This is a genomic window from Cesiribacter andamanensis AMV16, from assembly GCF_000348925.1.
In the GTDB taxonomy this organism is placed as follows: Bacteria; Bacteroidota; Bacteroidia; order Cytophagales; family Cyclobacteriaceae; genus Cesiribacter; species Cesiribacter andamanensis.
The window spans coordinates 1-24514 of sequence record NZ_AODQ01000066.1 but is presented as its reverse complement, the minus strand read 5'-3'; the positions used below and the strand labels follow the sequence as shown (position 1 = coordinate 24514).

The 24514-nt window shown below is 55.7% G+C and carries 17 protein-coding genes and 4 pseudogenes; 11 read left to right on the top strand and 10 right to left on the bottom strand.

Features of this window, described 5'->3' with window-relative positions:
- The 4 genes and pseudogenes from ADICEAN_RS12675 to cysS form a co-directional block, all read right to left on the bottom strand.
- The coding region (locus ADICEAN_RS12675) for a hypothetical protein (protein WP_040397058.1) at nucleotides 1-235 on the bottom strand (235 nt) is incomplete at its 3' end.
- A 148-nt stretch (nucleotides 236-383) separates the two neighbouring features.
- Nucleotides 384-758, bottom strand: coding sequence for a DUF2255 family protein (locus tag ADICEAN_RS12670; protein ID WP_009196006.1), 375 nt, complete (start codon nucleotides 756-758; stop codon nucleotides 384-386).
- 42 nt (nucleotides 759-800) lie between these two features.
- Entirely contained in the window at nucleotides 801-1835 is a 1035-nt protein-coding gene (locus ADICEAN_RS12665) for a M28 family peptidase (protein ID WP_009196005.1), read from the bottom strand.
- A gap of 27 nt (nucleotides 1836-1862) precedes the next feature.
- Nucleotides 1863-3354 (bottom strand): annotated as a pseudogene (gene cysS / locus ADICEAN_RS12660) (cysteine--tRNA ligase).
- A gap of 356 nt (nucleotides 3355-3710) precedes the next feature.
- On the opposite strand from cysS, the gene ADICEAN_RS12655 reads away from it, so the two are divergent.
- The 4 genes from ADICEAN_RS12655 (at nucleotide 3711) to ADICEAN_RS12640 (ending at nucleotide 8883) form a co-directional block, all read left to right on the top strand.
- The gene (locus tag ADICEAN_RS12655; protein WP_009196002.1) at nucleotides 3711-4181 is read left to right on the top strand and encodes a ribosome maturation factor RimP; all 471 of its coding nucleotides are present in this window, start codon (nucleotides 3711-3713) and stop codon (nucleotides 4179-4181) included.
- A 4-nt stretch (nucleotides 4182-4185) separates the two neighbouring features.
- A complete protein-coding gene (gene nusA / locus ADICEAN_RS12650) occupies nucleotides 4186-5427 on the top strand; it encodes a transcription termination factor NusA (RefSeq protein WP_009196001.1) in 1242 nt (413 codons plus the stop codon).
- Between the two features lie 48 nt (nucleotides 5428-5475).
- Nucleotides 5476-8628 carry a translation initiation factor IF-2 gene (gene infB / locus ADICEAN_RS12645; RefSeq protein WP_009196000.1) on the top strand — a complete coding sequence of 1051 codons (3153 nt, stop codon included), beginning with the start codon at nucleotides 5476-5478 and terminating at the stop codon, nucleotides 8626-8628.
- An 84-nt stretch (nucleotides 8629-8712) separates the two neighbouring features.
- The gene (locus ADICEAN_RS12640) at nucleotides 8713-8883 is read left to right on the top strand and encodes a hypothetical protein (RefSeq protein WP_236612910.1); all 171 of its coding nucleotides are present in this window, start codon (nucleotides 8713-8715) and stop codon (nucleotides 8881-8883) included.
- 133 nt (nucleotides 8884-9016) lie between these two features.
- Here the strand turns inward: ADICEAN_RS12640 and ADICEAN_RS12635 are convergent, their stop codons facing one another.
- Complete coding sequence (locus tag ADICEAN_RS12635; protein ID WP_040397066.1) at nucleotides 9017-10822, bottom strand: hypothetical protein; 1806 nt, start codon at nucleotides 10820-10822, stop codon at nucleotides 9017-9019.
- A 276-nt stretch (nucleotides 10823-11098) separates the two neighbouring features.
- Here ADICEAN_RS12635 and ADICEAN_RS21915 point away from each other — a divergent pair, with 276 nt between their 5' ends.
- The 6 genes from ADICEAN_RS21915 to ADICEAN_RS12605 all read left to right on the top strand — a co-directional run bounded on the left by ADICEAN_RS21915 (nucleotide 11099) and on the right by ADICEAN_RS12605 (nucleotide 18384).
- Nucleotides 11099-11821 carry an HAD family hydrolase gene (locus tag ADICEAN_RS21915; RefSeq protein ID WP_009195997.1) on the top strand — a complete coding sequence of 241 codons (723 nt, stop codon included), beginning with the start codon at nucleotides 11099-11101 and terminating at the stop codon, nucleotides 11819-11821.
- Nucleotides 11822-11828: 7 nt separating this feature from the next.
- Entirely contained in the window at nucleotides 11829-12647 is an 819-nt protein-coding gene (otsB, locus tag ADICEAN_RS21910) for a trehalose-phosphatase (RefSeq protein ID WP_009195996.1), read from the top strand.
- The gene (locus tag ADICEAN_RS21905; protein WP_009195995.1) at nucleotides 12644-15085 is read left to right on the top strand and encodes a glycoside hydrolase family 65 protein; all 2442 of its coding nucleotides are present in this window, start codon (nucleotides 12644-12646) and stop codon (nucleotides 15083-15085) included. Before otsB ends, ADICEAN_RS21905 begins: the two co-directional genes overlap by 4 nt.
- Nucleotides 15086-15237: 152 nt before the next feature.
- Entirely contained in the window at nucleotides 15238-16200 is a 963-nt protein-coding gene (locus tag ADICEAN_RS12615) for a 1-phosphofructokinase family hexose kinase (protein ID WP_009195994.1), read from the top strand.
- A gap of 123 nt (nucleotides 16201-16323) precedes the next feature.
- A complete protein-coding gene (locus ADICEAN_RS12610; RefSeq protein WP_009195993.1) occupies nucleotides 16324-17211 on the top strand; it encodes an alpha/beta hydrolase in 888 nt (295 codons plus the stop codon).
- 63 nt (nucleotides 17212-17274) lie between these two features.
- Nucleotides 17275-18384 carry a hypothetical protein gene (locus ADICEAN_RS12605; protein WP_009195992.1) on the top strand — a complete coding sequence of 370 codons (1110 nt, stop codon included), beginning with the start codon at nucleotides 17275-17277 and terminating at the stop codon, nucleotides 18382-18384.
- A gap of 8 nt (nucleotides 18385-18392) precedes the next feature.
- Here the strand turns inward: ADICEAN_RS12605 and ADICEAN_RS12600 are convergent, their stop codons facing one another.
- Nucleotides 18393-18632, bottom strand: a complete 240-nt coding sequence (locus tag ADICEAN_RS12600; RefSeq protein WP_009195991.1) for a hypothetical protein — start codon at nucleotides 18630-18632, stop codon at nucleotides 18393-18395.
- A gap of 232 nt (nucleotides 18633-18864) precedes the next feature.
- On the opposite strand from ADICEAN_RS12600, the gene ADICEAN_RS12595 reads away from it, so the two are divergent.
- Entirely contained in the window at nucleotides 18865-22737 is a 3873-nt protein-coding gene (locus ADICEAN_RS12595) for a DUF5689 domain-containing protein (protein WP_009195990.1), read from the top strand.
- 64 nt (nucleotides 22738-22801) lie between these two features.
- Here ADICEAN_RS12595 and ADICEAN_RS12590 read toward each other — a convergent pair whose 3' ends face one another.
- The 4 genes and pseudogenes from ADICEAN_RS12590 to ADICEAN_RS22660 all read right to left on the bottom strand — a co-directional run.
- On the bottom strand, nucleotides 22802-23050 hold the full coding sequence (locus tag ADICEAN_RS12590) for a hypothetical protein (protein WP_009195989.1): 249 nt from the start codon (nucleotides 23048-23050) through the stop codon (nucleotides 22802-22804).
- A 141-nt stretch (nucleotides 23051-23191) separates the two neighbouring features.
- Nucleotides 23192-23431, bottom strand: a pseudogene (locus tag ADICEAN_RS23270) (SWFGD domain-containing protein); the annotation flags it as partial.
- 413 nt (nucleotides 23432-23844) lie between these two features.
- Nucleotides 23845-24000 (bottom strand): annotated as a pseudogene (locus ADICEAN_RS23900) (SWFGD domain-containing protein); the annotation flags it as partial.
- A gap of 127 nt (nucleotides 24001-24127) precedes the next feature.
- Nucleotides 24128-24514: pseudogene (locus ADICEAN_RS22660) on the bottom strand (SWFGD domain-containing protein); the annotation flags it as partial.

Here is a 24514-nt window from a genome sequence, read left to right as displayed (position 1 = left end):
GGGACCGTTGGCTCCTGGGCTGCGTTTTGGGCTGGGCGAAGGGGGGTCGGTTCCTAGCAGAGCCGGCCTGCCCGCCGCCAGCTTCCGGAGAGGCTGGTGGAGTAGCCTCGTTCACCTTAAGCCAGTCGATTTCCCGGCGCAGGGCCTGAATTTCCTGCTGCACCTGTGCCTGCCGGGCAGCAAGCCCCTCCAGCCGGTGCAGCAGCTGTTCAAGTGCGTCTTTATCGTGTGCCATAGCGTTAACAGACAGACTCCCTGCAGCTTATAACGCCACGCGCGGTCTTTTCCGTGCAGAAAGATACGCAATCGCTATAACACTAAAAATGTGTTTTGGGGGGAAATCCTACAGCCCCATCCGTCAGCAGGGTAGTGTATGCCGCGGCTCAGGCCGGAAGGGGTAGCAGCTCCAGCGTTCTGGCCATATGGTCTGGCTGGGTAATGCCCTGGGCATAGGGCCGGTTATGCTCGGAGGTATACTTTTGCAGGTAGGCCTGGTTGATCTTTTCGCCCAGCGGCTCCAGATCAGCCGGGATGCGGCCCAGCACGGGCACTTCCTTTTCACCGCACTGGATAGCGCCTACTCCCTGCTGCAAAAAGGCTCCGTACCAGCTGCGCTCACTAAGCCCCCAGGAGCGGGCAAATACCCTATTCTCCACTACCACCATCCAGATGTTGAGAAAAGCGCGCGGCTCTGTTCCTGCCCGGATGCCGCAAAGGGTATGGGTGTTGATATGGGCAAGAATATGTTCCGGAAACATGGCGCTGACTGGTAAGGGGTACAGGGCTGTATAAGAGGGACCTTAACTCGCAGGCCCCTGCTCATGGTAGACTACATGCAGCACCGTTTCGCCCACGGCTTTCAGGGTTTCGCGGCTGATAATGTCCATGGTATCCTCCAGGGTATGGTGGTAGTTGCCAAAGTAAAACTCGGAGCCCGGATCAAATTCGATAATATCGATAGAGGGCACCCCCGCCTGGTTCATGTACACATGGTCGTCGGTGATGGCCTCGCTATTCTCAAAGCGGAAGTAGCGCCCATGCCCCAGCTCATTGCCCCAGGCCCATACGCGTTTCACCACCGAGGGGGCATATTCGCGGGAATAGCCCTCGCGGTAGAAGGCCGCATTTTTAGCCCCTACCATATCCAGCAGTATGCCAAAATAGGCCGTATAGCCGGCCTTGTGTTTGTTGCGGGCCCAGTACTGCGAGCCCAGGCACCAGTACACTTTTTTGCGATCCAGCTGGCGCTGGTTCATCTGCTCATGCTCGCCGTAATCTTCGCCATCGTACAGAATAATATCTACCCCTACCTGTGGCAGATTGCCTTCATTCAGCAGGCGGGCTATTTCCAGCAGCACGCCTACGCCGCTGCCGCCGTCATTGGCGCCATCAATGGGGGTATAGTGGTTTTCGGGGTCCAGATCCTTATCGGCAAAGGGACGGGTATCCCAATGGGCTGCCAGCAGCACGCGCTTGCTGGCACCAGGGTTGTAGCTGGCAATGATGTTGCGCAGCTCCAGGCGGGTGCCGTCAAAGGCCTCGGCGGTAAATTCCTGCACCTGCACCTCGGCTCCGTATTCCCTGAATTTGGCAATAAAGTAATCGCCGGCCTGCCGGTGGGCTGCCGTATTGGGTACGCGGGGCCCAAAAGCCACCTGCCGGGCTATAAATTCATAGGCCGAATCGGCATTGAAGGCCGGAACGGTTACCCCCTCCAGCCGGCTTACCACGGGTGCCGCCGGCTGATCGGCCACATAGTCCCGTCCATTTCCGCCGCAGGCGTTCATCAGCATCAGGACCAGAAGGGCCGGCAGGTACAGTTTGTGTAAGTTCATGCGATAATGATAGGTTGCGTTTAGCGCTTATTCTTCGTAGGCCCAGTCGATGCCCTGTTTCATGTCTTTTACCACCACCCCGCTCTTGCGCAGGTGGGCCCGGATCTGGTCTACCCGCTCATAGTCTTTGGCTTCCTTGGCCTGGCGGTAGAGGTCCAGCAGAGCATCCAGCAGGTTTTCGGGCTTCAGGTGGGCTTCTTCGCGCAGGCCCAGCACCTCTTCGGTAAAGAGCAGCACGGTTTCCTTCATGCGGGTAAAGGTCTGCTCCCCCAGCTCGGCGGTACTCAGCTGGCCGGTCTGCAGGGCGTTTATTTTCTTTACCAGATTAAAGAGGTGGCCGATGGTTTGGGCGGTGTTAAAATCATCGTTCATGGACCTATAGCAGTTGTCGCAGAGGCCCGCTACCTGTTGTGCGCCCTTTTCATTTACAGAAACGCCCTCCTGGGGCTGGTAGTCTAAATTGCGCAGCACCCGCAGGCCATTCATGAGCTTCAGGTATCCCCTTTTGGCGGCCTGCAGGGCTTCTATGCTAATATCCAGCGTGCTGGCATAGTGGCTTTGCAGCATAAAAAAGCGCAGTACCATGGGGCTGTAGGCCTGGTCCAGCAGGGGGTGGCTGCCGCTTATGAATTCCGAGGGCAGAATGCTGTTGCCCAGGCTCTTGCTCATTTTCTGGCCATTAAGGGTCACCATATTGGTGTGCAGCCAGTATTTGGCTGGCTCTTTGCCACAGTCGCCTACCGACTGGGCAATCTCGCACTCGTGGTGCGGAAATTTCAGGTCCATGCCCCCGCCGTGGATGTCAAACTGCTCGCCCAGGTACTTGGTGCTCATGACGGTACACTCCAGGTGCCAGCCCGGAAAGCCCGGACCCCAGGGGGAGGGCCAGCGCATAAGGTGCTCGGGCTGCGCTTTTTTCCAGAGGGCAAAGTCGGCGGCATTGCGCTTTTCTTCCTGCCCCTCCAGCTCCCGGGTATTGGCGATCAGCTCCTCAATGTTGCGGCCGCTGAGCTTGCCGTAGTGGTGCTCTTTGTTGTATTTGGCCACATCAAAATACACTGAGCCCCCCCATCTCATAGGCCAGGCCGGCCGCCAGCAGGCGCTGGGTAAGGGCAATCTGCTCCACAATATGGCCGGTGGCGGTAGGCTCTATGCTGGGCGGCAGAATGTTAAACAGCTGCATCACCTCATGAAAGCCGTTGGTATAGCGCTGCACCACCTCCATGGGTTCCAGCTGCTCCAGGCGGGCTTTTTTGGCAATTTTGTCCTCGCCCTGGTCCTGATCGCCGGTGAGGTGCCCTACATCGGTAATGTTGCGTACATAGCGCACCTTATACCCCTGCTGCTTCAGGTAGCGGTAGATCACATCAAAGCTTAGAAAGGTACGCACATTGCCCAGGTGCACATCGCTGTAGACGGTGGGGCCGCATACGTACATGCCCACCAGAGGGGCGTTCAGGGGCTCAAATACTTCTTTTTGCCGGCTAAGGGTATTAAAAACACGAAGGGGTGGTATCATGCAGGGCTACAATATGAAACGGTATTGACCAGCGGGCACAGGGCCCGGCGCCTGCCGCAGCAGGAAAAGCAGTTTTTTTGCAAAAATAAGGGACTAATGGAGAAAATAGGCTACCAAGTGAACCAAGTTTTCAGCAAAAGCTGTTATTCAGCAGTAGTTTATCCCCGGATTGGGCCACTGGTTACGGTCTAAATTGGCAAGCTTTCTTCTAAAAGCAGCGGCCGATTGCTCAAAATGGCTTATTCTTATTAAAAAGTTGTTTTAGAATCCGAAAAATATTAATTTTGCCGCTAAATAAGCGTTTCTCGAGCAGAGGGGACAATTGAAGTCCCCTCTTTTCTTTACGCATACGACGCATGGATATAAAAAAGCATATCACCGCCCTGGCCCAGCAATTTTTACAGGATCAGCCCGAGCTGTTTCTGGTAGAAGTGGTGGTGACGGGTTCGGCCCGGCGTCAGAAAGTACTGGTACTGATTGATGGCGACCAGAGCGTAACCATTGACCAGTGTGCACAGTTGAGTCGTAAGATCTCTGCCGAACTGGAAGGCAAGGACCTCTTTGAGGGGGCCTGGTTTCTGGAGGTTTCCTCACCGGGTGTGGATTTTCCCCTGAAGTTTCAGCGGCAGTATGCCAAGCATGTGGGACGCCGGCTAAAGGTGCTTAAAAACGACGGATCTGAAGTAATCGGCCCGCTGCTGGAAATCAGCAGCGAGGGCATCCGCCTGAATGCGGAAACCAAGGTGAAAAAACTGACCCAGTACCAGGAAGTGGTAATCCCCCACGATAGCATTAAAACTGTGAGTGTATTAGTGTCATTCTCTTAATAAGATGAGCAGCGGAACGTTAATAGAAAATTTTGCCGAGTTTGCCAAGCGCAAGAACATCGACCGGCCTACCATGATCCGGATCCTGGAGGATGTATTCCGGACAATGATCCGCAAAAAGTATAGCACCGACGACAACTTTGACATTATCATCAACGCCGAAAAAGGCGACTTGGAGATCTGGCGTTTCCGGGAAATTGTGGATGACAATTCCGAAGACATCTGGGACCATGATAAGATAAGCCTGTCGGAAGCACAGAAAATTGAGCCTGACTTTGAGATTGGCGAAGAAGTAGCCGAAGAAGTTAAGCTGGAAGACTTTGGTCGCCGGGCGGTACTTACCGCACGCCAGACCCTGATCCAAAAAGTAAAAGACCTGGAAAAAGAAATTCTTTTCCAGAAATATAAAGACATGGTGGGTGAGATGATCACCGCCGAAATATACCAGGTGCTGGGCCGTGAGGTACTCATGCTGGATGGGGAGGGCAATGAGCTGATCCTGCCTAAGGGCGAGCAGATCCCCAAAGACCGCTTCCGCAAGGGCGATACGGCCAAGGCCGTCATTCACCGCGTGGAAATGGTAAATGGTACCCCCCGCATTATCCTGAGCCGTACCTCGCCTGTATTCCTGGAGCGCCTGTTTGAGGCCGAAGTACCCGAGATCTACGACGAGCAGATCGTGATCCGCAATGTGGTACGCGAGCCCGGCGAGCGCGCCAAAGTGGCTGTAGAAAGCTTCGACGATCGCATCGATCCCGTAGGTGCCTGTGTGGGCATGAAGGGCTCGCGCATTCACAGCATTGTGCGTGAATTGCAGAACGAGAACATCGATGTTATCAACTTTACCGAGAACAAAGAGCTGTTCATCTCCCGTGCGCTAAGCCCGGCCAAGATCAGCAACATGAAGGTGGACGAGGAGAACGGACGTGTATCCGTGTATCTGAAACCCGACCAGGTATCACTGGCCATTGGCCGTGGCGGCCAGAACATCAAGCTGGCCAGCCGCCTGGTAGATCTGGAAATAGATGTGTTCCGTGATGTAGATACCATAGACGATGAAGACGTTGCACTGGAAGAGTTCAACGACGAAATCGAACAGTGGGTGATCGACGAATTGCGCCGTGTAGGACTCGACACCGCCAAAAGTGTGCTTGTTCTCTCAAAAGAAGACCTGCTCCGCCGTACCGATCTGGAAGAAGAAACCATCGAGAACGTGCAGCAGGTACTACGCCAGGAATTTGAATAATACTACGCCCGAACCTTAACCAAAAAAAGAGAAAGAAGGCAGCGGAATATGGCAGATGATAAAATGATGAGGCTAGGCCAGGTGGCCAGGAAACTCAATATTGGCAAAGACACCATTATTGAGTTTCTGGAAAAAAAAGGCCATGAAGTAGAAAATAACCCCAACGCCAAGATCTCCGGAGACCAATACCGGGTGCTTGAGCGCGAGTTTGCGTCTTCTGCCATGGATAAGGAAGAGGCCCACAGCCTCTCGATCGGCAGAAAAAGCAATCAGAACGTGGTGATCGATGCGGACAGCGACGAGCCCTCCGGCTCCTCTGCCGACGACGATGATCAGATCTATATCAAAGGCAACTTTGCAAAAAGTGAGCCTGCGCGCCCTGCTGCCCCACGGCCAGAGCCGCCCAAAGCGCCCGAGCCTCCGCGCCCGGCCGCCCCTGCTGCTGAAGAGGCAGCAGACAGCGATGATTCAAATGTAAGCCGTCCCAAACTGGGAGGGCTAAAGGTGTTAGGCAAAATAGACCTGGACAAACCCGCCGCCAAAAAAGAAGAGCAGCCCGCCAAACCTGCTCAGCCAGCCGCCCAAACGCCTGCCCCTGCCCCCCGCTCAGAAGAACTTACGCCTTCTAAACCGGTAAATCCGGCCGCTCAGGAAGCCGCTACCCCTGCCAAAGAGCAGTACATAGCGCCTAAAGCCGAAAGCCCGGCCCCGGATAGCCCCAAGCCTGCTGCACCAAAAGCAGTGCAGCCAGAGGCGCCCGCTGCGCCCGAGGCCAAGCCAGCCGCTCCGCAAGCCGCTGCGCCACAGGCCGCCCCTCAGCAGCCTGCCGCCGCTACACCACCCCCTGCCACCCCTAAAGCCGATGAGCAGCCCGCGGCCAAGCCAGAGGCGCCGGAAGATAAGGTGATCCAGGCCAAGGCCGAGTCGCTCAAAGGCCTTACCGTTCTGGGTAAAATAGAGCTGCCCGCCGATCGGGGCCGTGGTGGTAAAAAAGACAAACCCGTTGCGTCTTCTGACGACCGGAAGAAGAAAAAACGCCTGCGCAAGCGCATTGCACAGCCTGGCGATGCTCCGCAGGGCACAGCCGCTACCGGCGAATCCAAAACCGACAAGCTTTTCCGTGGTGGCCAGGCCGGCCCCGGCGGTCAGCAGCGCGGTCCTGGTGGTCCGGGCAGAGGCCCCGCTGGCCCAGGTCGTGGTCCCGGTGGTCCGGGCCGTGGTCCGGGAGGCCCGGGTCGTGGTCCTGGCAGCCGTCCAGGAGCCCCCTCGCCAAGAGCGCCCAAAGAAGAGCTTACCGATAAGCAGATCCAGGAGCAGATCAAGGAAACCCTTGCCCGCCTGAGCGGTGGTGGCAAAGGGGGCCGCACCAGCAACCGCGCCAAATACCGCCGCGATAAGCGCTCTGCCGCTGCCGATGCGGAAAACGAGCGCATGATGCAGGAGCAGGAAGATGCCAAAACACTGAAGGTAACCGAGTTTATCTCGGCCAACGACCTGGCATCGCTCATGGATGTATCGGTAAACGAGATCATCTCTACCTGTATGGGGCTGGGCATGTTCGTCTCCATCAACCAGCGTCTGGATGCAGAAGCCATCACCGTAATTGCCGATGAGTTTGGCTACGATGTGGAATTCTCTACCGACGACGATACCGAAATCACCGAAGAAGTTGATGCTCCGGAAGATCTGAAAGACCGTGCGCCTATTGTAACCATCATGGGCCACGTAGACCACGGTAAAACCTCACTTCTTGACTATATCCGCGATGCCAAGGTAGCTGCCGGCGAGGCCGGTGGTATTACCCAGCACATTGGTGCCTATGATGTAACCACCGATAGCGGCAAACGCATTGCCTTCCTGGATACACCGGGCCACGAAGCCTTTACGGCCATGCGTGCCCGTGGTGCCAAGGTAACCGATATTGTAATTATTGTGGTAGCGGCCGACGACGCGGTAATGCCCCAGACCAAGGAGGCCATTAACCACGCCCAGGTAGCCGGTGTACCTATCGTCATTGCCATCAACAAGGTGGATAAGCCCAATGCCAACCCCGACAAGATCCGGGAAGAGCTGTCGCAGATCAACATACTGGTAGAAGACTGGGGGGGTAAATACCAGTGCCAGGAAATTTCGGCCAAGACCGGCCAGGGCGTAGACGACCTGCTGGAGAAAGTACTGCTGGAAGCAGAACTGCTCGAGCTGAAAGCCAACCCCGACCGTGCCGCCTCCGGTACCGTTATTGAAGCTACGCTGGATAAAGGCCGTGGCTATGTAACCACCCTGCTGGTGCAGACCGGTACACTCCAGATTGGTGATATTGTACTGGCCGGCCATCACTATGGCAAGGTAAAGGCCATGTTCAACCACCTGGGCCAGCGCATCAAAAAGGTAGGTCCTTCCAGCCCTGTGCAGATGCTGGGCCTGAGCGGTGCTCCGCAGGCGGGCGATAAATTCCAGGTAATGGAAACCGACCGTGAAGCACGCGAAGTAGCCACCAAGCGGGAGCAGCTGATGCGGGAGCAGAGCATGCGCACCAAGAAACACATTACCCTGGATGAGATCGGCCGCCGTCTGGCCATTGGTACCTTCAAGGAGCTGAATGTGATTGTTAAAGGTGACGTGGACGGCTCTATCGAGGCCCTATCCGACTCCTTACTGAAACTGTCTACCGAAGAGGTACAGGTAAATATCATCCACAAAGCGGTAGGCCAGATCTCGGAATCCGATATTCTGCTTGCCTCCGCCTCGGATGCCATTGTGATTGGCTTCCAGGTACGTCCTTCCCCAACGGCCCGCAAACTGGCCGAGCAGGAAGAGATCGAGGTACGTCTGTACTCCATCATTTACGACGCCATCAACGAGGTAAAGGATGCCATGGAAGGCATGCTTGCCCCAACGGTAGAAGAAGTGATCACCGGCAATGCCCAGGTGCGCGAAGTATTCAAGATCTCCAAGATTGGTACCGTGGCAGGCTGTATGATCACCGAAGGCTTTATCAAGCGCAACAACAAGGTGCGCCTGGTACGCGATGGTATTGTAGTCTATACCGGCGATATCGATGCCCTCAAGCGTTTCAAAGACGACGTGGGCGAGGTGAAGCAGGGCTACGAGTGCGGTATCAGCATCAAAAACTTCCACGATATCCGGGAAGGCGACAACATAGAAGGCTTTACCACAAAAGAAGTAAAGCGTACGCTCTAAATCGTCTTTTTCCATTATATCTAAAGCGCTGCCCCTTACCCGGGCAGTGCTTTTTTGCATATGGCTGTTTTTAAGCTGCTTCTGATGATTTCTCTTGCCCTGGCTGCCCTGGGCGTACTGCTGGGCCTGTGGCGCCCCGTGATTGTGCTCTGGTGGCTCGATTACCAGAACCGCCGCCGCGTGCTGCAGTACTACGGCACCGCCCTGCTGCTGCTGGGAGCACTGTGGCTGCTTTTGCGGTGGCTGGGGGCATAGCCAATGCCCATTTTCGGGGAGAAGCTCTGTTCGCCTACCCTTTCGGATAAAAAAATGCGTTCTCCCCAGCCGGTGTGTAAGACCGCCTAAGGAGAACGCATCAATACTCTAGTGAATGCGAGGTGCTGAAAATTTACACCAGCGCCCCTTCCTGCACCTGCAGGCCAAAAACTCGCTGCTTTAGCCCTTTGAGCTCTTCCAGCATGTTGCTGGCCGGCTCGGCATAGGCGCTGAAGGCAGGCGCCAGGTCCATGTAATACTCAATGCCTTCCAGCAGGTTGGCCTTAAAGCTGGCCAGGGATTTTAGCTGTTTGGCCGTAGCGCCGGCCAGGCTGGTGCTTAGCTGTTTTTCCAGATAGTCGATGTAGAGCTGCAGCTCATTGACAAATACACTGGGCCGCTGTACCCCCTTCAGCACATTGATCTTGCCATAGATATGGCCCACCAGTTCTTCCAGGCTAAAAATCCGGGAGAAATAGGCCAGGTTAGGTCCGGGGCAGATGCTGACGGCTTTAGTCTTCTTCACCAGCTTGTGGATCATCAGGGCAGAATTGGCCAGCCCCACACACAGGCACTCCCTAGCCGTAATGGCATCAAAGGCCTGCTGATGAGCGGCAGGGGCCAGCTGTTGCTTGTCCAGTTCCTCAATCTTCCTGCTCTGGTATTCCTGCGAGGCGGTACAGATGGGCTGCTCGGTAAATTCGGTATTGGAGACCAGGTGCTTTTTGATGCAGGGGCTTCCGGGCGCCCCCTTGCGGATGCGTTCTTCCCTCTCCAGGGTGGCTGAGCAGTCCCGCAGGCTGTTGAAGGGGACCCCCAGGGGGGAGATCGGGCTTAGGTAGAGGTCTTTCTTTTCGGCCTTTACCAGTTTCTGCAGGGTGGGCTCGTCTACGGTAGTGGCTTCGGGCACCAGCAGAAAGGGGGTACCCCAGCCGGTGGCGTCTACCTGGTAGTAGGCCTGCAAAAAAGCCTGCTCGCCGGCGGTACCCAGGCCGCCCTGCACCGTAAGCCGCTGCTCGGGCGCCTGCTCGGGCAGCGGCACCCCTTTGGCCTGCAGTACCTGCTGTACCATGGCGTAGAGCTCGGCCGCCAGTGCCTGGCGGTTGGCTTTGAATTCTTCCAGAATAGGCCCCATCAGCAGCCCCTCGGTGGCAAAGGCATGGCCGCCGCAGTTCAGGCCCGACTCAATCCGAAACTCCGACACCCAAATGCCTTTTTTGGCCAGAAAGCGCCCCTGTATGGCTGCCGAACGGTAATCGCTTACCTTAATCACTACTTTTTTGGCAAGAGTGCCGGCGGCATCCGGCAGAAAAGCGGCAAACTGCTCCAGGTAACTGTACAGCCGCGGGTTGAGCCCGGCCGAAAAGATGAGCGAGGAGCCAGACAGGCTGCTTGTAGCATAGCCCCGCAGGGCTGCCAGTGCATCGGAATATTCCTGCGGCAGCAGCTCCCCCCCTTTACTGTAGTTTGCTTTATCCACCTTGGTCATGATGTTTACATCAATGCTGCCAAGGCGCATCTGCCCGCGTAGCCAGGCTTGCTGCCGCTGCCGCTCCTCCCCTTCAGGCTCGGCCAGCATGCGCCGGTAAGCCCTGTAGAGGGAGCTGGATTCGGGCAGCAGTTCAAAATAGCGGCAGATCTCACTACCGGGTGCAAAGGCTTCGTTCCGCAGCTGCTCAAACTGCTGCCGGGTTAAGCTATCCAGCAGGTTCAGATAGGCGGTGATCCGCAGGGCGCGGTAGTCGTGGGCAGAGGGGTGTATGGGGGCAAAGGGCAGCCCATACTCCCCGCAGTAGTGGCGGCGCATCTGCTCCAGCAGGGTATCATCACAAAGCGATACGGCCGATGAAATACCAAAGCGGGCTACTTTAAGGGGCGAATCGACCGTAAAGGCCAGGCCCATGACAGGAATATGAAAGGAATGGAGGGGAGTATGCATCAGCAATCAGGGGTTGTTGGTGTAAGGAAGCAAGAAACGCAACTAAACCTGCCCGAAATATGACTTTTATCAGCTATGGGCTTGTACTTGCCTCTTTGTGTTCTCTTTATTTCTTTCCAGGAGCAGATTATGATATATCTTATACCCCGGCTACTATTGCTGACGGCAGTCTCCGTTCCCCTTCTTATAGCTACCAGCTGTGGCAACCATTCATTCGCTTGCGGGTTATATCCACTATAGAATAAGCTCCAACCCGGCTTTTCATACCTCTCTTGCATGAAGCTACCCCCTTATAAAGCGGTAATCCTGGACATGGATGGCGTATTGACGCAAACCGTACGCCTGCACCTGGCTGCCTGGACGCAGCTTTTCAACCCTTTTCTGGAGCAGCAAAAAGGGAAAGACTACAGACCCTTTACCGAAGAGGACTATACCCGTTATGTAGATGGCAAACCGCGCCTGAAAGGAATCCGCAGTTTTTTAAAGAGCCGAAACCTTTCGCTGCCAGAAGGAAGCGAAGGCGACCCCTCGGAAGAGCGCACCATACAGGGGCTGGGCAAGCGAAAGAATCAGCTTTTTCAGCAACTGTTGGAGAAAAAAGGGGTCACTGTCTATGAGGATGTACTGCCCATGCTGGCCTACTGGCAGGAGCGCCAACTACCCATGGCGGTGGTTACCTCCAGCAAAAACGCCAGCCAGGTGCTACAGGCCGGCGGGCTGGCCCACTACTTTCAGGTACAGGTAGATGGCCTGCTGGCTGCTGAGCTGGATTTGGACGGCAAGCCGCAAGCTGATACTTTTATCGAAGCAGCCCGCCGGCTGGGCCACCCACCCGCCGACTGCCTGCTGGTAGAAGATGCCCGCGCCGGGGTAGAAGCCGGAAAAAAGGGCAGCTTTGGCTGGGTGGTGGGCATAGCCCGTAAGCCCCAACAGGCCGCTGCCCTAAAAGAGGCCGGCGCCGACCACGTAATTCAAACCCTTAGCGAACTTAAACCCTAACAGCCCCATGCACCCAAGCCCCCGTACCGCCAGTGAATTACCCCATGCGCTGAAACATAAAGAAGCCATCCGCCAGAAACTGGCCAATCGCAAACCTGTGCTTTTTCTGGACTATGACGGCACCCTCTCCCACATTGTAAAAGACCCTGACAAAGCCCTGCTTACTGCCGAAATGAAAGATGTGCTGGCCCGCCTGGCGCAGAAAACCACCGTAACCGTTATCAGCGGGCGGGATAGGGCCGATGTGCAGCAAAAGGTGGGCCTGGAGCAGGTAGTCTATGCCGGTAGCCATGGCTTTGATATTGAGGGGCCCGGGGGGCTGGCGCTGCAGTACGAAGAAGGACAAAAGGCCCAGCCCGCCCTGGACAAGGCCACCCAGAACCTCAAAAGTGCCCTGGGCCATATACCCGGGGTATGGATCGAGCGAAAAAAATACGCCATCGCCGTACACTACCGCAATGTAGCCGAGGGCCAGGAGCAGCAGGTGATCCAGGAAGTGGAGAATGAGCTAAGCCGCCACCAGGGGCTCAAAAAAGGAGGGGGTAAAAAGATCATCGAACTAAAGCCTTCCATCGACTGGCACAAAGGCCGGGCTACGGAATGGCTCCTGAAAAAACTGGAACTGGACCCCTCCCGCACCCTGCCCATTTTTATGGGCGATGACCTGACCGATGAAGACGGCCTTAAGGCAGTGCACGAAGGGGGTATTGGTATCCTGGCTGGCGAGCATGGCGAAAAAACCTGGGCCCACTACCGGCTGGACGATGTGGAGCAGGTGCGTCTGTTTCTGGAAGAGCTGTATACCCTACTGGCAGAAAAGGAATGAAGATACACTATGATGGCTGGAAACCCGAGTCGCAAAAGCTGCGGGAAGCCCTCTGCACCCTGGGCAACGGTTATTTTGCCAGCCGGGGCGCTGCCGAGGAGGCCGGGGCCGATGCCACTCACTACCCCGGCACCTACCTGGCCGGCGGCTTCAACCGGGCCAAAACCGAGGTGGCCGGCAAAGAACTGGAAAACGAAGATTTTGTAAACTTCCCCAACTGGCTACCCCTGAGCTTTAAGGCCGAGGGAGGCGAGTGGCTGGATCTGCAGCAGCAGGAGGTGCTCAGCTTTGCCCAAACCCTGCACCTTGACAAAGGGGTGCTGGAGCGGGATATCCGCATCAAAGACCAGCAGGGGCGCATTACCCACCTGCACAGCCGCCGCCTGGTAAGCATGGCCCACAAACACATGGCCGGCCTGCACTGGCAGCTTACGCCCGAAAACTGGTCGGGCCGCCTTACCATCCGCACTGCGCTGGATGGCCGGGTGGAGAACAAGGGGGTAGACCGCTACAGCGAGCTGGAAAGCCGGCACCTGCGCCCCCTGCTCACTCAGCAGCCGCAGGCCGATAGCCTGCTGCTGCTGGTAGAAACCCGCCAGTCCCGCATCCGCATGGCCCAGGCGGCCCGCACCCGCCTGTACCGTGGCGCCGAAGAAATTACCCCCCTGCGCCAGCTTCAGCAGCAGGAGGGCTATATCGAGCAACTGCTGGAGGTAGCGGTGAGCGAGGGCCAGTGCCTTACGGTAGAGAAAATTTTGGCGCTATACACCTCCCGGGACCAGGCCATCAGCGAAACCACCCTGGAGGCCTGCAAGGACATTCAGCGCTGCGGCCGCTTTGCCCAGCTGCTGGAGTTTCACCTGCGGGCCTGGGAGCGGCTCTGGCGGCGCAGCAGCATCCGGCTGCAAAACGGGCCCGATACTGAGCGCATGCTGCACCTGCACATCTTTCACCTGCTGCAAACCACCTCCTATCACACCATTGGGCTGGATGTGGGAGTGCCCAGCCGGGGCCTGCATGGCGAGGCCTATCGGGGCCACATCTTCTGGGATGAGCTCTATATCTTCCCCTTTCTGAATTATCGCTTTCCGGAAATTACCCGCAGCCTGCTGCTGTACCGCTACCGCCGCCTGGATGAGGCCCGCTACGCCGCCCGGCAGGAGGGCCAGCGCGGCGCCATGTTTCCCTGGCAGAGCGGCAGCAACGGCCGGGAAGAAAGCCAGGTAATGCACCTCAACCCCGAGTCGGGCAACTGGCTGCCCGATACCACCCACCTGCAGCGGCATGTAAATGCTGCCATAGCCTACAACATCTGGTCGTATTACTGCATTACGGCCGACCGTCAGTTTCTTTCCCAGTACGGTGCCGAATTGTTCCTGAGCATTGCCCAGTACTGGTCCAGCAAAGCCAGCTGGAATGAGCAGCGCCAGCGCTTCGAGATCTGCCAGGTAGTAGGGCCCGATGAATACCATACCGAATACCCCGAGGGCCACCCCCTTAAAACCCCCGGGCAGCAGGCCCTCAGCAACAATGCCTATACCAATGTGATGGCCGCCTGGGTGATGCAACGCGCCACCGATGTACTGCAGGCGCTGGAGATCAGCCGCCGGCAGGAGCTGATGCACGAGCTGGACATCACCCAAAAAGAGCTGGAGCGCTGGCAGCAGATCGCCAGTAGGATGTATGTGCCCTACCTGGACCCAAAGGCCGGCATCCTGAGCCAGTTTGAGGGCTATGAACTGCTGGAAGAATTTCCCTGGGAAGCGTACCGGCAAAAATACAGCAACATTGCCCGTCTGGACCGTATTCTGGAAAAAGAAGGCCTTAGCATCAACCGCTACAAGGCCAGCAAACAGGCCGATGTGCTCATGCTGTTCTACCTCTTTACCGAGCAGCAGCTGCGGGAGATCTTTCAGCAGCTGGGCTATGGCTTCTCGCCAGACTGTATTCACAACAACATTGTCTACTATACCGAGCGCACCTCGCATGGCTCTACCCTCAGCCGGCTGGTATTTTCCTGGGTGCTGGCCCGCTATGATCAGCAAAAATCCTGGAAGAATTTTGAGCAGGTACTGGTAAGCGATTTTTGCGATATCCAGGGGGGTACCACTCCGGAGGGTATACACCTGGGTGCCATGGCCGGCTCTGTTGACCTGGTGCAGCGCTGCTACTGTGGGCTTGAAGTTGAGAACAACCTGCTGCACGTAACGCCCAGCCTGCCCGCTTCCATGCCCGAGGTGCAGATGCGGGTGCAGTACCGGGGCCATTGGCTGCGCCTGCAGATCAACCAGCAGCAGCTGAGCATTTGCCTGGAAGAAGGCCACACTACCGAGCTGGAGGTAGTGGTGATGGGCACAAAGCAGCTTCTCCGGCAGGGCCAGGCCTGTGTGGTCATGACCAGCAGCAAAGGAACAGATGAAGAAAAAGAGCTGGAATAGACCATCATCAGCAGGCGCCGGCAGCAGGAGCACCCCCTTCTGGCGGGTGCGGGGCTGCCGGCCTGCTCTCCCACCAAAACAACCGGGGCCTTTGCTGCATTATACTAATCCGGACTACTAGCGAATCAGCAGCCACCACATAAGTATAGCCTATGGCAAAGATTGTAACCTTTACCCTAAACCCGGCCCTGGACAAAAGCAGCGCGCTGGAGCGGCTAATGCCCGAAGAGAAACTACGCTGCGACCCCCCTACCTGGGAACCTGGCGGTGGGGGCATCAATGTGAGCCGGGCTCTTAAAAACCTGGGGGGCGATTCACTCTGTATTTACATTGGCGGCGGGCATACCGGCCAGAAAATGGAAGAGCTATTGCGGCAGGAGGGCATACAGCAACACCGCATTGAAGGCAAACGCCCTACGCGCGAAAATTTTGTGGTCTACGAAAAAAGCAGCGGTAAGCAATACCGCTTTGGCATGCCCGGCGAAGCCGTAAGCCAGCAGGAGCTCGATGCCTGCCTGGAGGTCATCCGCCAGCTGCCCCAAGAGGTAAAGTATCTGGTGGCCAGCGGCAGTCTGCCGCCCGGCGCTCCCGATGATTTTTACGGACAGATTGCCCAGATGGCGCGGGAGCGCAACATCCGCTGTGTGATTGACACCTCGGGCCCGGCCCTGCAGAAGGTGACCGAAGTAGGGGGCTGCCTGCTAAAACCCAACCTGAGTGAGCTGAGCCAGCTGGCCGGCAAGGACCACATCAATGCCCTGGAGCAGGAAGAAATTGCCAGGGAGCTCATCAGCCAGGGCAAAGCCAGCATGCTGGCCGTATCGCTGGGCCCGCGGGGCGCCATGCTGGCCACCAAAGAACACATTGAGTATGTGGTACCCCCTACTGTAAAGCAAAACAGCACCGTGGGGGCCGGCGATAGCATGGTGGCCGGTATGGTCCTGGCCCTTAGCCTGGGCAAATCACAGCGGGACATGATCCGCTGGGGCGTAGCCGCCGGCACCGCCGCCACCATGACGCCCGGCTCCGAGCTTTGCCGCCGGCAGGATGTAGACGATATCTATAACTGGATACGGGAAAAGGCCGAGCAGCAGGAACTACCCCCTTCCGTTTAGCCCCACTTTTTATCCATTTATCCTCACAGCCCGGGCAGCTGTGGAATACCGCTCAGCAGGCGTGTGTAGCAAGCCGGAATAGGTGTATTTTTGATCTGCTCCCTTCTCAACCCCCTGTAGTATATGCCCAGCGTATCGGCCCGCCTTTTTGCCTTCTTTTTGCGCACCTTTGAGAAACCGGCAGCCAACAGTTCGCTGGAAAAAACTGTTGCCTGGTTTCGCAAGATGAATGTGCACACCCCCCTGCCAGCCCATGTGCATTTTTGCCGGCTACAGGAGGAGTGGCTGGGCAACATCCGCTACCACTACATTTTTCCGAAGGTGCAGCGCGGCAAGCGGCTGCTGCTCTACCTGCACGGCGGCTCCTATGTAGGAGGCCCGCACCTGCTGCAGTGGTCGCTGGCCGGGCGCATGGCCAAAGCAGCGGGCTGCCCGGTGGTACTGCTGCACTACAAACTGGCGCCCGAGCACCCCTTTCCGGCCGCCTTTAAAGAATGCCTGCGTCTCTATGAGCACCTGCAGCAGGAGCATCCCGAGCTTGAGATCAGCTTTATGGGCGATTCGGCCGGTGCGGGCCTGGGCCTGGGCACCTGCCTGAAGCTAAAGGACCAGCAGAAAAAGCTGCCGGCCAAACTTGTGCTGCTATCGCCCTGGCTGGATGTGCAGCTGCAAAATCCTGCCATTACCCCCCTGGAGGGGGTAGAGGCCATGCTGGTGCGCAAGGGGGTGCAGGCCATTGGCCAGCGCTATGCCGGCACTACCGCTGCCGATCATCCCTACATCTCCCCCCTCTACGGCGAGCTGGCCGGCCTGCCACCCCTGTTTCTGGCCATTGGTACGCATGATATCTTCTATCCCGACTGCCTGCTCTTCAGGCAAAAGGCGCAGCAGGCAGGCGTAGCCCTGGCGTTTTTGCAGGAGGAAGGCTTGTTCCACGACTGGGCCATGTTTCCCCTCATGCCGGAATCGGCCAGGGCCATTGCCGCCATGGCCCGTTTTGTGGAGGCCTAAGGGGTAATTCTTCTCCTTTCCCTAAACCTGCTTGCTGCTCTTATCGTTGGTTAGCGTACGAGTATGAGCACCCCCAAGAACCCCAAAAAAGTTGCCTTTATTCTGGGCGCCGGCTTTTCAAAATGTGCCGATATCCCTGTTCAGGCAGAAATTTCTCCTCTGCTTACGTCCGAAGAATTTTCCAGTCCGCTGGATAGGGCCGTTAGCCGCATCATTGCCGATTTTCTTAAGGCCACCTTTGGCTGGGAAGAAGGGCGGGAGATCACCGCGCTGGAAGATGTGTTTACCTCCATTGATATTTCGGCCGGTACCGGTACGCACCTGGGCATCTACTACTCGCCCGAGCGGCTACAGGCCCTGCGGCGCATGCTCATTTACCGTACCTTTCAGATCCTGGACAAGCAGTTCAAATTTTGCGAAGACATTGATTTTCTGCTGCGCCACTACCAGGACTGGGAGTGCTCTTTTGTGGTGATGAACTGGGATATTGTGCTGGAAGTGCACCTGGCCAAGCTACAGCCCGATGCGCTTATCAACTACATTACCCCCTCCTATGACTGGAACAGCCAGCGCCGGGGCGATCAGCAGGAGGGCATCAAGATCTGCAAAATGCATGGGTCCAGCAACTGGGTATACTGCAAGAACTGCGAAACCCTTTTTTACCAGGTCGATGAAAAGCTCTCGCTGCACAAAAAGATCGGCTTATTCCCCTCAGATTTTAAGCTGTTCAACGGAAATGATCAGCTCTCGGAAAAAGAGCTTGCCCAGTTGCTGAACATGCAGCAAGAGGATGATAGCTGCCGAAGCTGTGGCAACTATCTGACCTCCCATGTGGCGACCTTCAGTTTCAGAAAATCCTTTCGCACCGCGGCCTACTCAGCTATCTGGCACGAGGCCGAAAATCTGCTCTCCAATGCCCAAAAGTGGGTGCTCATTGGCTACTCCATGCCTGAGGCTGACTTTGAATTCAAGCACCTGATCAAAAGCGCGCAGCTTCGCCTGGCTCATAAAAAAGAGGGGCATAAAGAGATCGATGCTGTCTTGTATGAAGATGAATATGCCCAGCAGAAGTTTGAGCGCTTCTTTGGCCCGCGCAATGTGCGGGTCTTCACCGGTGGCCTGAGCGAATATGTGCAGCAGCTGAAAGGGGGTACTGCCCCCCCCTCGGCCTAATGTACTTACTACTGATTGCTTCCGCTACCGGACCCTGTACCTCCAGTGCGGGGAGTAGTCTGGCCGGTAGTATCCCTGTTCATGTACTGATTGGCAGTATCGGGCGCCCCGGTTCCCGGATCACTTTGCGTATCTATGGAGATAGTGTCGCTGCTGTTGGTGTTGCGTGCCCCCTCTTTTGTGCTTTCGGTACAGGCCGTAAGTCCGCCACCAATAAGGAGCAGCAGAAGGATGATTGACTTTTTCATGCTATTCTTTTTTTACTGATATCATACGTTTTATACGAACGTCTAAAAAGAGCAGGAGGTTAAGCAGTCAGCAGCAGCCTGCGTTCAGCCCCAGATCTTTATATCCAGAGCGTTCATGTAATGTTCAGCGGTTTTTTTACCAAAATAACAATTCCATAACCTCGTAAGCGCTTGATTTTGGGATAAATTGTCTAATTTGGAACGCATTTCAACCAATCCAACCAGGTACTTTATGATTAAAAATCTACTCCTTCGAGGCTTGATTTTTCAGCTACTCCTCCTGGCAGGGGCGTATTCTGTCACTGCCCAAACGGTTTTCATCAACGAGATTCACTATGATAATGTCAGCACCGATGTAGGGGAAGCTATTGAGATTGCCGGCCCGGCTGGTACCGACCTTACAGGCTGGAAGCTGGTGTTGTACAACGGAAATGGTGGCACTGCTTATGACACCAAAAACTTAACTGGCTCAATACCGGATCCAGGTACTGGATTTGGCTTCGTAGTCATAAATTCTTTTGATGGAATTCAGAATGGCGCCCCTGACGGCATTGCCCTGGTAGATGCTTCGGGAGCAGTAGTACAGTTTCTGAGCTACGAAGGCACAATGACAGCCATAGGTGGCGCTGCCGATGGCATGACCAGTACTGATATCGGCGTATATCAAAATGGAAATGGTCCTATTGGCCATTCGCTTCAACTCACCGGCACGGGCACCACATATGCTGATTTTACCTGGGCTACTGAAGCTGCCAATACCTTTGGCGCCGCCAATAACAACCAAACTTTTGGAACTGGCGGTGGCACTCCCGACCCGGAGCCTGAGCCGGAAGAACCAGAAGAACCCGAGCAGCCAACTCCTATCGGCGCAACCACTGTATTCATCAATGAAATCCATTATGATAATGCCGGCACTGATATAGATGAAGCTATCGAAATTGCTGCAGTAGCAGGTACTGATCTGACTGGCTGGCAACTCATCCTCTACAACGGTAACGGCGGGGGTAGTTACAACACACAAACCCTTAGTGGCAGCATCGCCAACACGTCCAATGGCTGGGGGTTCATGCTAGTGGAGTATCCTTCCAATGGCATTCAGAATGGCGCACCCGATGGTATTGCCCTTGTGAACGCAGAGGATCAGGTGGTACAGTTCCTAAGCTATGAAGGCACCTTTGTGGCTACTAACGGGCCAGCTGCTGGCATGAGCAGCACCGATATTAGCGTCTCTCAGTCCGGCTCCGATCCTGTTGGCAACTCATTGCAACTTACCGGTACGGGTGTTAGCTATGCAGACTTTACCTGGACAGCCAATGTTGCTGCTACCTACAGCAGGGTAAATGCCGGCCAGACCCTTCTTTCTCCTACTCCAATCGTCTTCATCAATGAAATCCATTATGACAATACCGGTACTGATGCTGGTGAAGCTATTGAGCTTGCCGCTAGCGCCGGCACCAATCTGGAAGGCTGGAGTCTTGTGCTGTACAATGGTGGAAACGGAGCAGCTTACAACACCAGACTGCTAACAGGAGAGGTTACTAACCAAAATGGTACCGGCTTTGGTTTTGTAAGCTTTACCTATCCAGTAAATGGAATCCAAAACGGAGATCCTGACGGAATTGCTCTTGTAGATCCATCAAATACGGTAATTCAGTTCCTAAGCTACGGTGGCACATTTACTGCAGTAGGTGGCCCCGCCAATGGTATGACCAGCACTGATATTGGCCTGAAAGAAGGCTCCGGCACGCCCGTTGGCCATAGCCTTCAGCTTACCGGTAGTGGTTCTGCCTACGGAGATTTTACCTGGACAGGACCAGTTGCCAATACCTTTGGCAGCCTCAATACGGGCCAGAGCTTTGGCAGCGGTACCACTGAGCCGGATCCCGAAGAGCCGGTAGAACCTCAGGAAGTGAGCATTGCCCAAGCCCGTACGTTACCCCAGGGTACTCCGGTGATTGTTACTGGTACCTTAACAGTAAGTAGTGAGCTTGGCGGTCCTGCTTTTATCCAGGATGCCACAGGGGGTATCGCCCTCTTTGATAGCCAGGTGCATGGGGAAGGAAACTTTGCCATAGGCGATCGCCTGAAAGTAACGGCTTCCATTGGCGCCTTTAACCAGCAGATACAGCTGGTAGAGGTGACCGAACTAGAGAAGCTGGAAGCTACCACTACCGTAGAGCCTGTTCTCACCACCATCGCCGGTCTGAGAAATCTGGAAGGCCAGCTTGTTAGGATTGAGAATGTGACCTTTGCCGATACCCGGGGACTGCTCTTTCCGGAAAGCAACTACCGGGTATCCGATGGCACTGGTACTATTGATATCCGCATTGATGGCGATGTGGAAAGCCTTGTAGGTCGTTTAAAACCTCAGGAGGCCATAACACTAACCGGTGTAGTGGGCAGCTTCAGAGGAACCCTTCAGATTCTTCCCCGTTTCATCGAGGACCTGCCCGGAACCGCTCCATACGTAGCTGAAGGCAGCGATATACCAGTAAGTACTACGCTGGAAGTAATGAGCTGGAACATGGAGTTCTTTGGCTCAACACTCCCTACTTTTGGCCCTCAGGATGTGCAGCTTCAGAAGGAGAATGCAAAGAAGCTAATTCAGGCAAGCAATGCGGATATCATTGCCGTACAGGAGATCTCTGATGAGGCCCTGCTCCAACAGCTGGTAGATGAACTGGGCTATGCCCTGATCTGTTCCGATCGCTTCTCTTATTCCTTTAATGATCCTGATCCTACCTTCCCGGAGCAAAAAGTGTGTTTTATCTACAATCCTGCAGTAGTAACGGTACAGAGTGCCCGGGTACTGTTTGAGGAAATGTATGATCAGGCCCGCAGCGGCGAAAGCACAGCCCTGGACAATTATCCTGGCAGCGGCCCTTCTTCCTTCTGGTCCAGCGGCAGATTGCCCTACATGCTGACTGTTGATGCTACAATAGGAGGCATTACCGAGCACATTCGCCTGATCAACATCCATGCTAAATCCGGTTCTGCCTCAGCCGACCTAACCCGCCGCCGCTATGATGTGCAGGCGCTAAAGGATACCCTGGACCGGTACTACCCCAATGACAATATCATTCTGCTGGGCGACTACAACGATGATGTGGATGTGTCCATTGGCGGCGGTCCCTCTACCTATAGCCTGTTTGTAGATGCTCCTGACTTTAATGTAGTAACCTCCAGCCTGAGTGAGGCCGGCCTGCGCTCGTTCATTACACAGGATAATGTGATCGACCACATTGCCATCAGCAACGAGCTGTACGACAATTATCTGCCCGGTTCTGAGAGCCTGATTATCCCATTCAGCTATATCTGGAATTACGGCAACACTACCTCCGATCACCTGCCGGTACTTACCCGCTTTGAGTTTTATACGCCGCTATCGGTATCCATTACTGGCGACCAGCTGGTGTATGCCGGCTATGCGCCAGAAGCTTGTACTACCCTAAGCGGGCAGGCCAGTGGCGGCAAAGGTGACTATACCTACAGCTGGAGTACCGGTGGTGCGGAGAGCCAGCTGGAGGTGTGTCCGGAAGCGTCTACCACTTATACATTAACAGTTGCAGACAGCTGGGGCAATACTGCTACCGAAAGCTATGAGGTGTGTGCCGTTGCTACCGCTTGCCAGACGGATAAGATCCAGCTCTGCTGGCAGCCCAATCCGGCCAAAGCCAGATTTGTTCAGCTATGCCTGCCCGAGCAGCTGGTTGAGTTCTACCTGAACCGTGGTGCAAGCCTGGGTGAGTGCTTTGCAGCAGAAGCCTGCACTACCGACAAAACCGTAGCCAACAGTCGTAGCACGGCCATCAGCACTGCTGGTGCTTCCTTTATCAGCATCAGCAGCGAGCTGCAGGTACGTCCATCGCTGGCGCGCACTACCGCACAGATTGATTTTGTGGTGCTGGAAGAGGGACATACATCCGTGAAGGTATATTCGCTGGCTGGCCAGGAAGTGGCGCGCCTCTATGCCGGAACCGATGCGTTTGGTAGCCAGCGCTCCGTGCAGCTGAATGTAAGCCAGCTAAAGGCCGGCATGTACCTGGTGAAGATGACCACCGCCAGCGGCGCTGTCTTTAGCAGCAAGCTCATGGTAGCCCGTTAACAGTTTGCGGCAAACCACCGCTTTCAATACCTAAAAAGACCGGCCCTGGGGCCGGTCTTTTTGTTTAGTCCTTTTTGTCCTTCACCTGTTCGTTCAGGATCCGGTTCTTTTCCCGGTGCTTGCTGGTACCGATCTCGCCTACACTCTGGCGGTCTACCCCGCCCTGGGTGCTTACATTGGCCCGTTGCTCGTCGCTTAGGCCGGCTTTGTCAAAATCGGCCGGGCTCTGCTTTTCGGTGAGTTTATTTTGCAGCCCGGCATTGTCGGGCTGATGGTTCTGGGGATCTTCTTTGGGTTTATTATTATCTGCCATAGTTCATTTAGTTGGGTATATAGGTATGTATACGGCACTGGCCAAAAATGGATATTCAGGCCCCAGGCCCTTGCCGCAGAAAGAAAGGGCTCAAAAAAAACCGACCCTACAGGGCCGGTCTTTTCTCTATGCTAGTTGTGCTTAAAAGAAATCACGGTCATTGGTATAGCCGCGGTTATAGGCACCCTGGCCATAGTTGCGGTCCCGGTCAGAGCGGTAGGTATCCCAGCGGGAATTGCTGCGGTCCCGGTTGTAGCTGTCGGAACCCCAGCCCCGATTACGGTTGCTGTCGTTATCGTAGCGTTCGTCCCGCTCCCGGCGGCGCTCGGCTTCATCATCACCAAACCAGGAGCGCACTTCGTCGCCGGCTTTGTTAAAGAAACCTCTGTCGCGGTCGTTGTCACGGTCCCAGTCCCGGTTACGGCCATAGGTGCTGTAGCCGGAAGTACCCCAGTTGCGGTCCCGATCCCGGTCCCGGTCATAGCTGCGCCACCACCGCTGTAGTTGGTGCTGTCGCTATAGCCGCCATACTCGCTGCCGTAGGTACGGTAATCGCTGGTATTGCTACCGCCATAGCTGCCCATACCACTGCGGCCAAAGCTGCTGCGGTTACGGTCTAGATCACGATCGCGGTCCCAGCTTCTGCTGGAGCTGCCATAGGAAGATCCATAGTTGCGGTCGGCATTACGTCCATAGTTGCGCTCAGAATCCCAGTCCCGGTTGGCGCTGCCGTAGTTGCTGCCCCAGCTGCGGTCTCTGTTGGAGTCGCGGTCGTAGCGGTCGTCCCGCTCCCGGCGGCGCTGAGCCTCATCATCACCAAACCAGGAGCGCACTTCGTCGCCGGCTTTGTTAAAGAAGCCTCTGTCGCGGTCGTTGTCGCGGTCCCAGTCCCGGTTACGATCATACCTGTTATCGTAGTTTCTGTTTGAATAATCTCCTTCGTATCTCATAAAAGTAAAGGGTTTAGGTAAAAAATTTAGGTTAAAAAAAGGGTACACAGACGCTGTGGTACAAGCCTTGCGGACACTGCCAGGCCGGCCTGTTTGCCGGCGCCTGTATACCCACTTAAGTTACTGCTTAGTAACGATCACGGTTATAGCGGTTACGGTCCCGATCCCGATCCCGATCGTCATCCTCATTTGCCCCAAACCAGGATTTTACCTGATCGGTGGCTCTTTCCAGGAAGTTACGGTCATGATCGCGGTCGTGGTCCCGGTCTCTGTTGCGGTCCCAGTCCCGGTTACGGTCCTGGCTGGAGCCGCCAAAGTTGCCATAGCCCGAAGAGCCATAGCTGCTGCCGGAGGAGCCGTAATTGCCGGAACCGTAGTTACCGGAGCCATAGCTGGAGGAGCTGCCAAAGTTGCGGTCGCTATCGGTGCCACGGCTGTAGCCGCCACCATAGTTGCCGCTCATGCCACCGCCAAAGTTACGGTCAGAGCTGCCCATGCTGCTTCCGCCATAGCC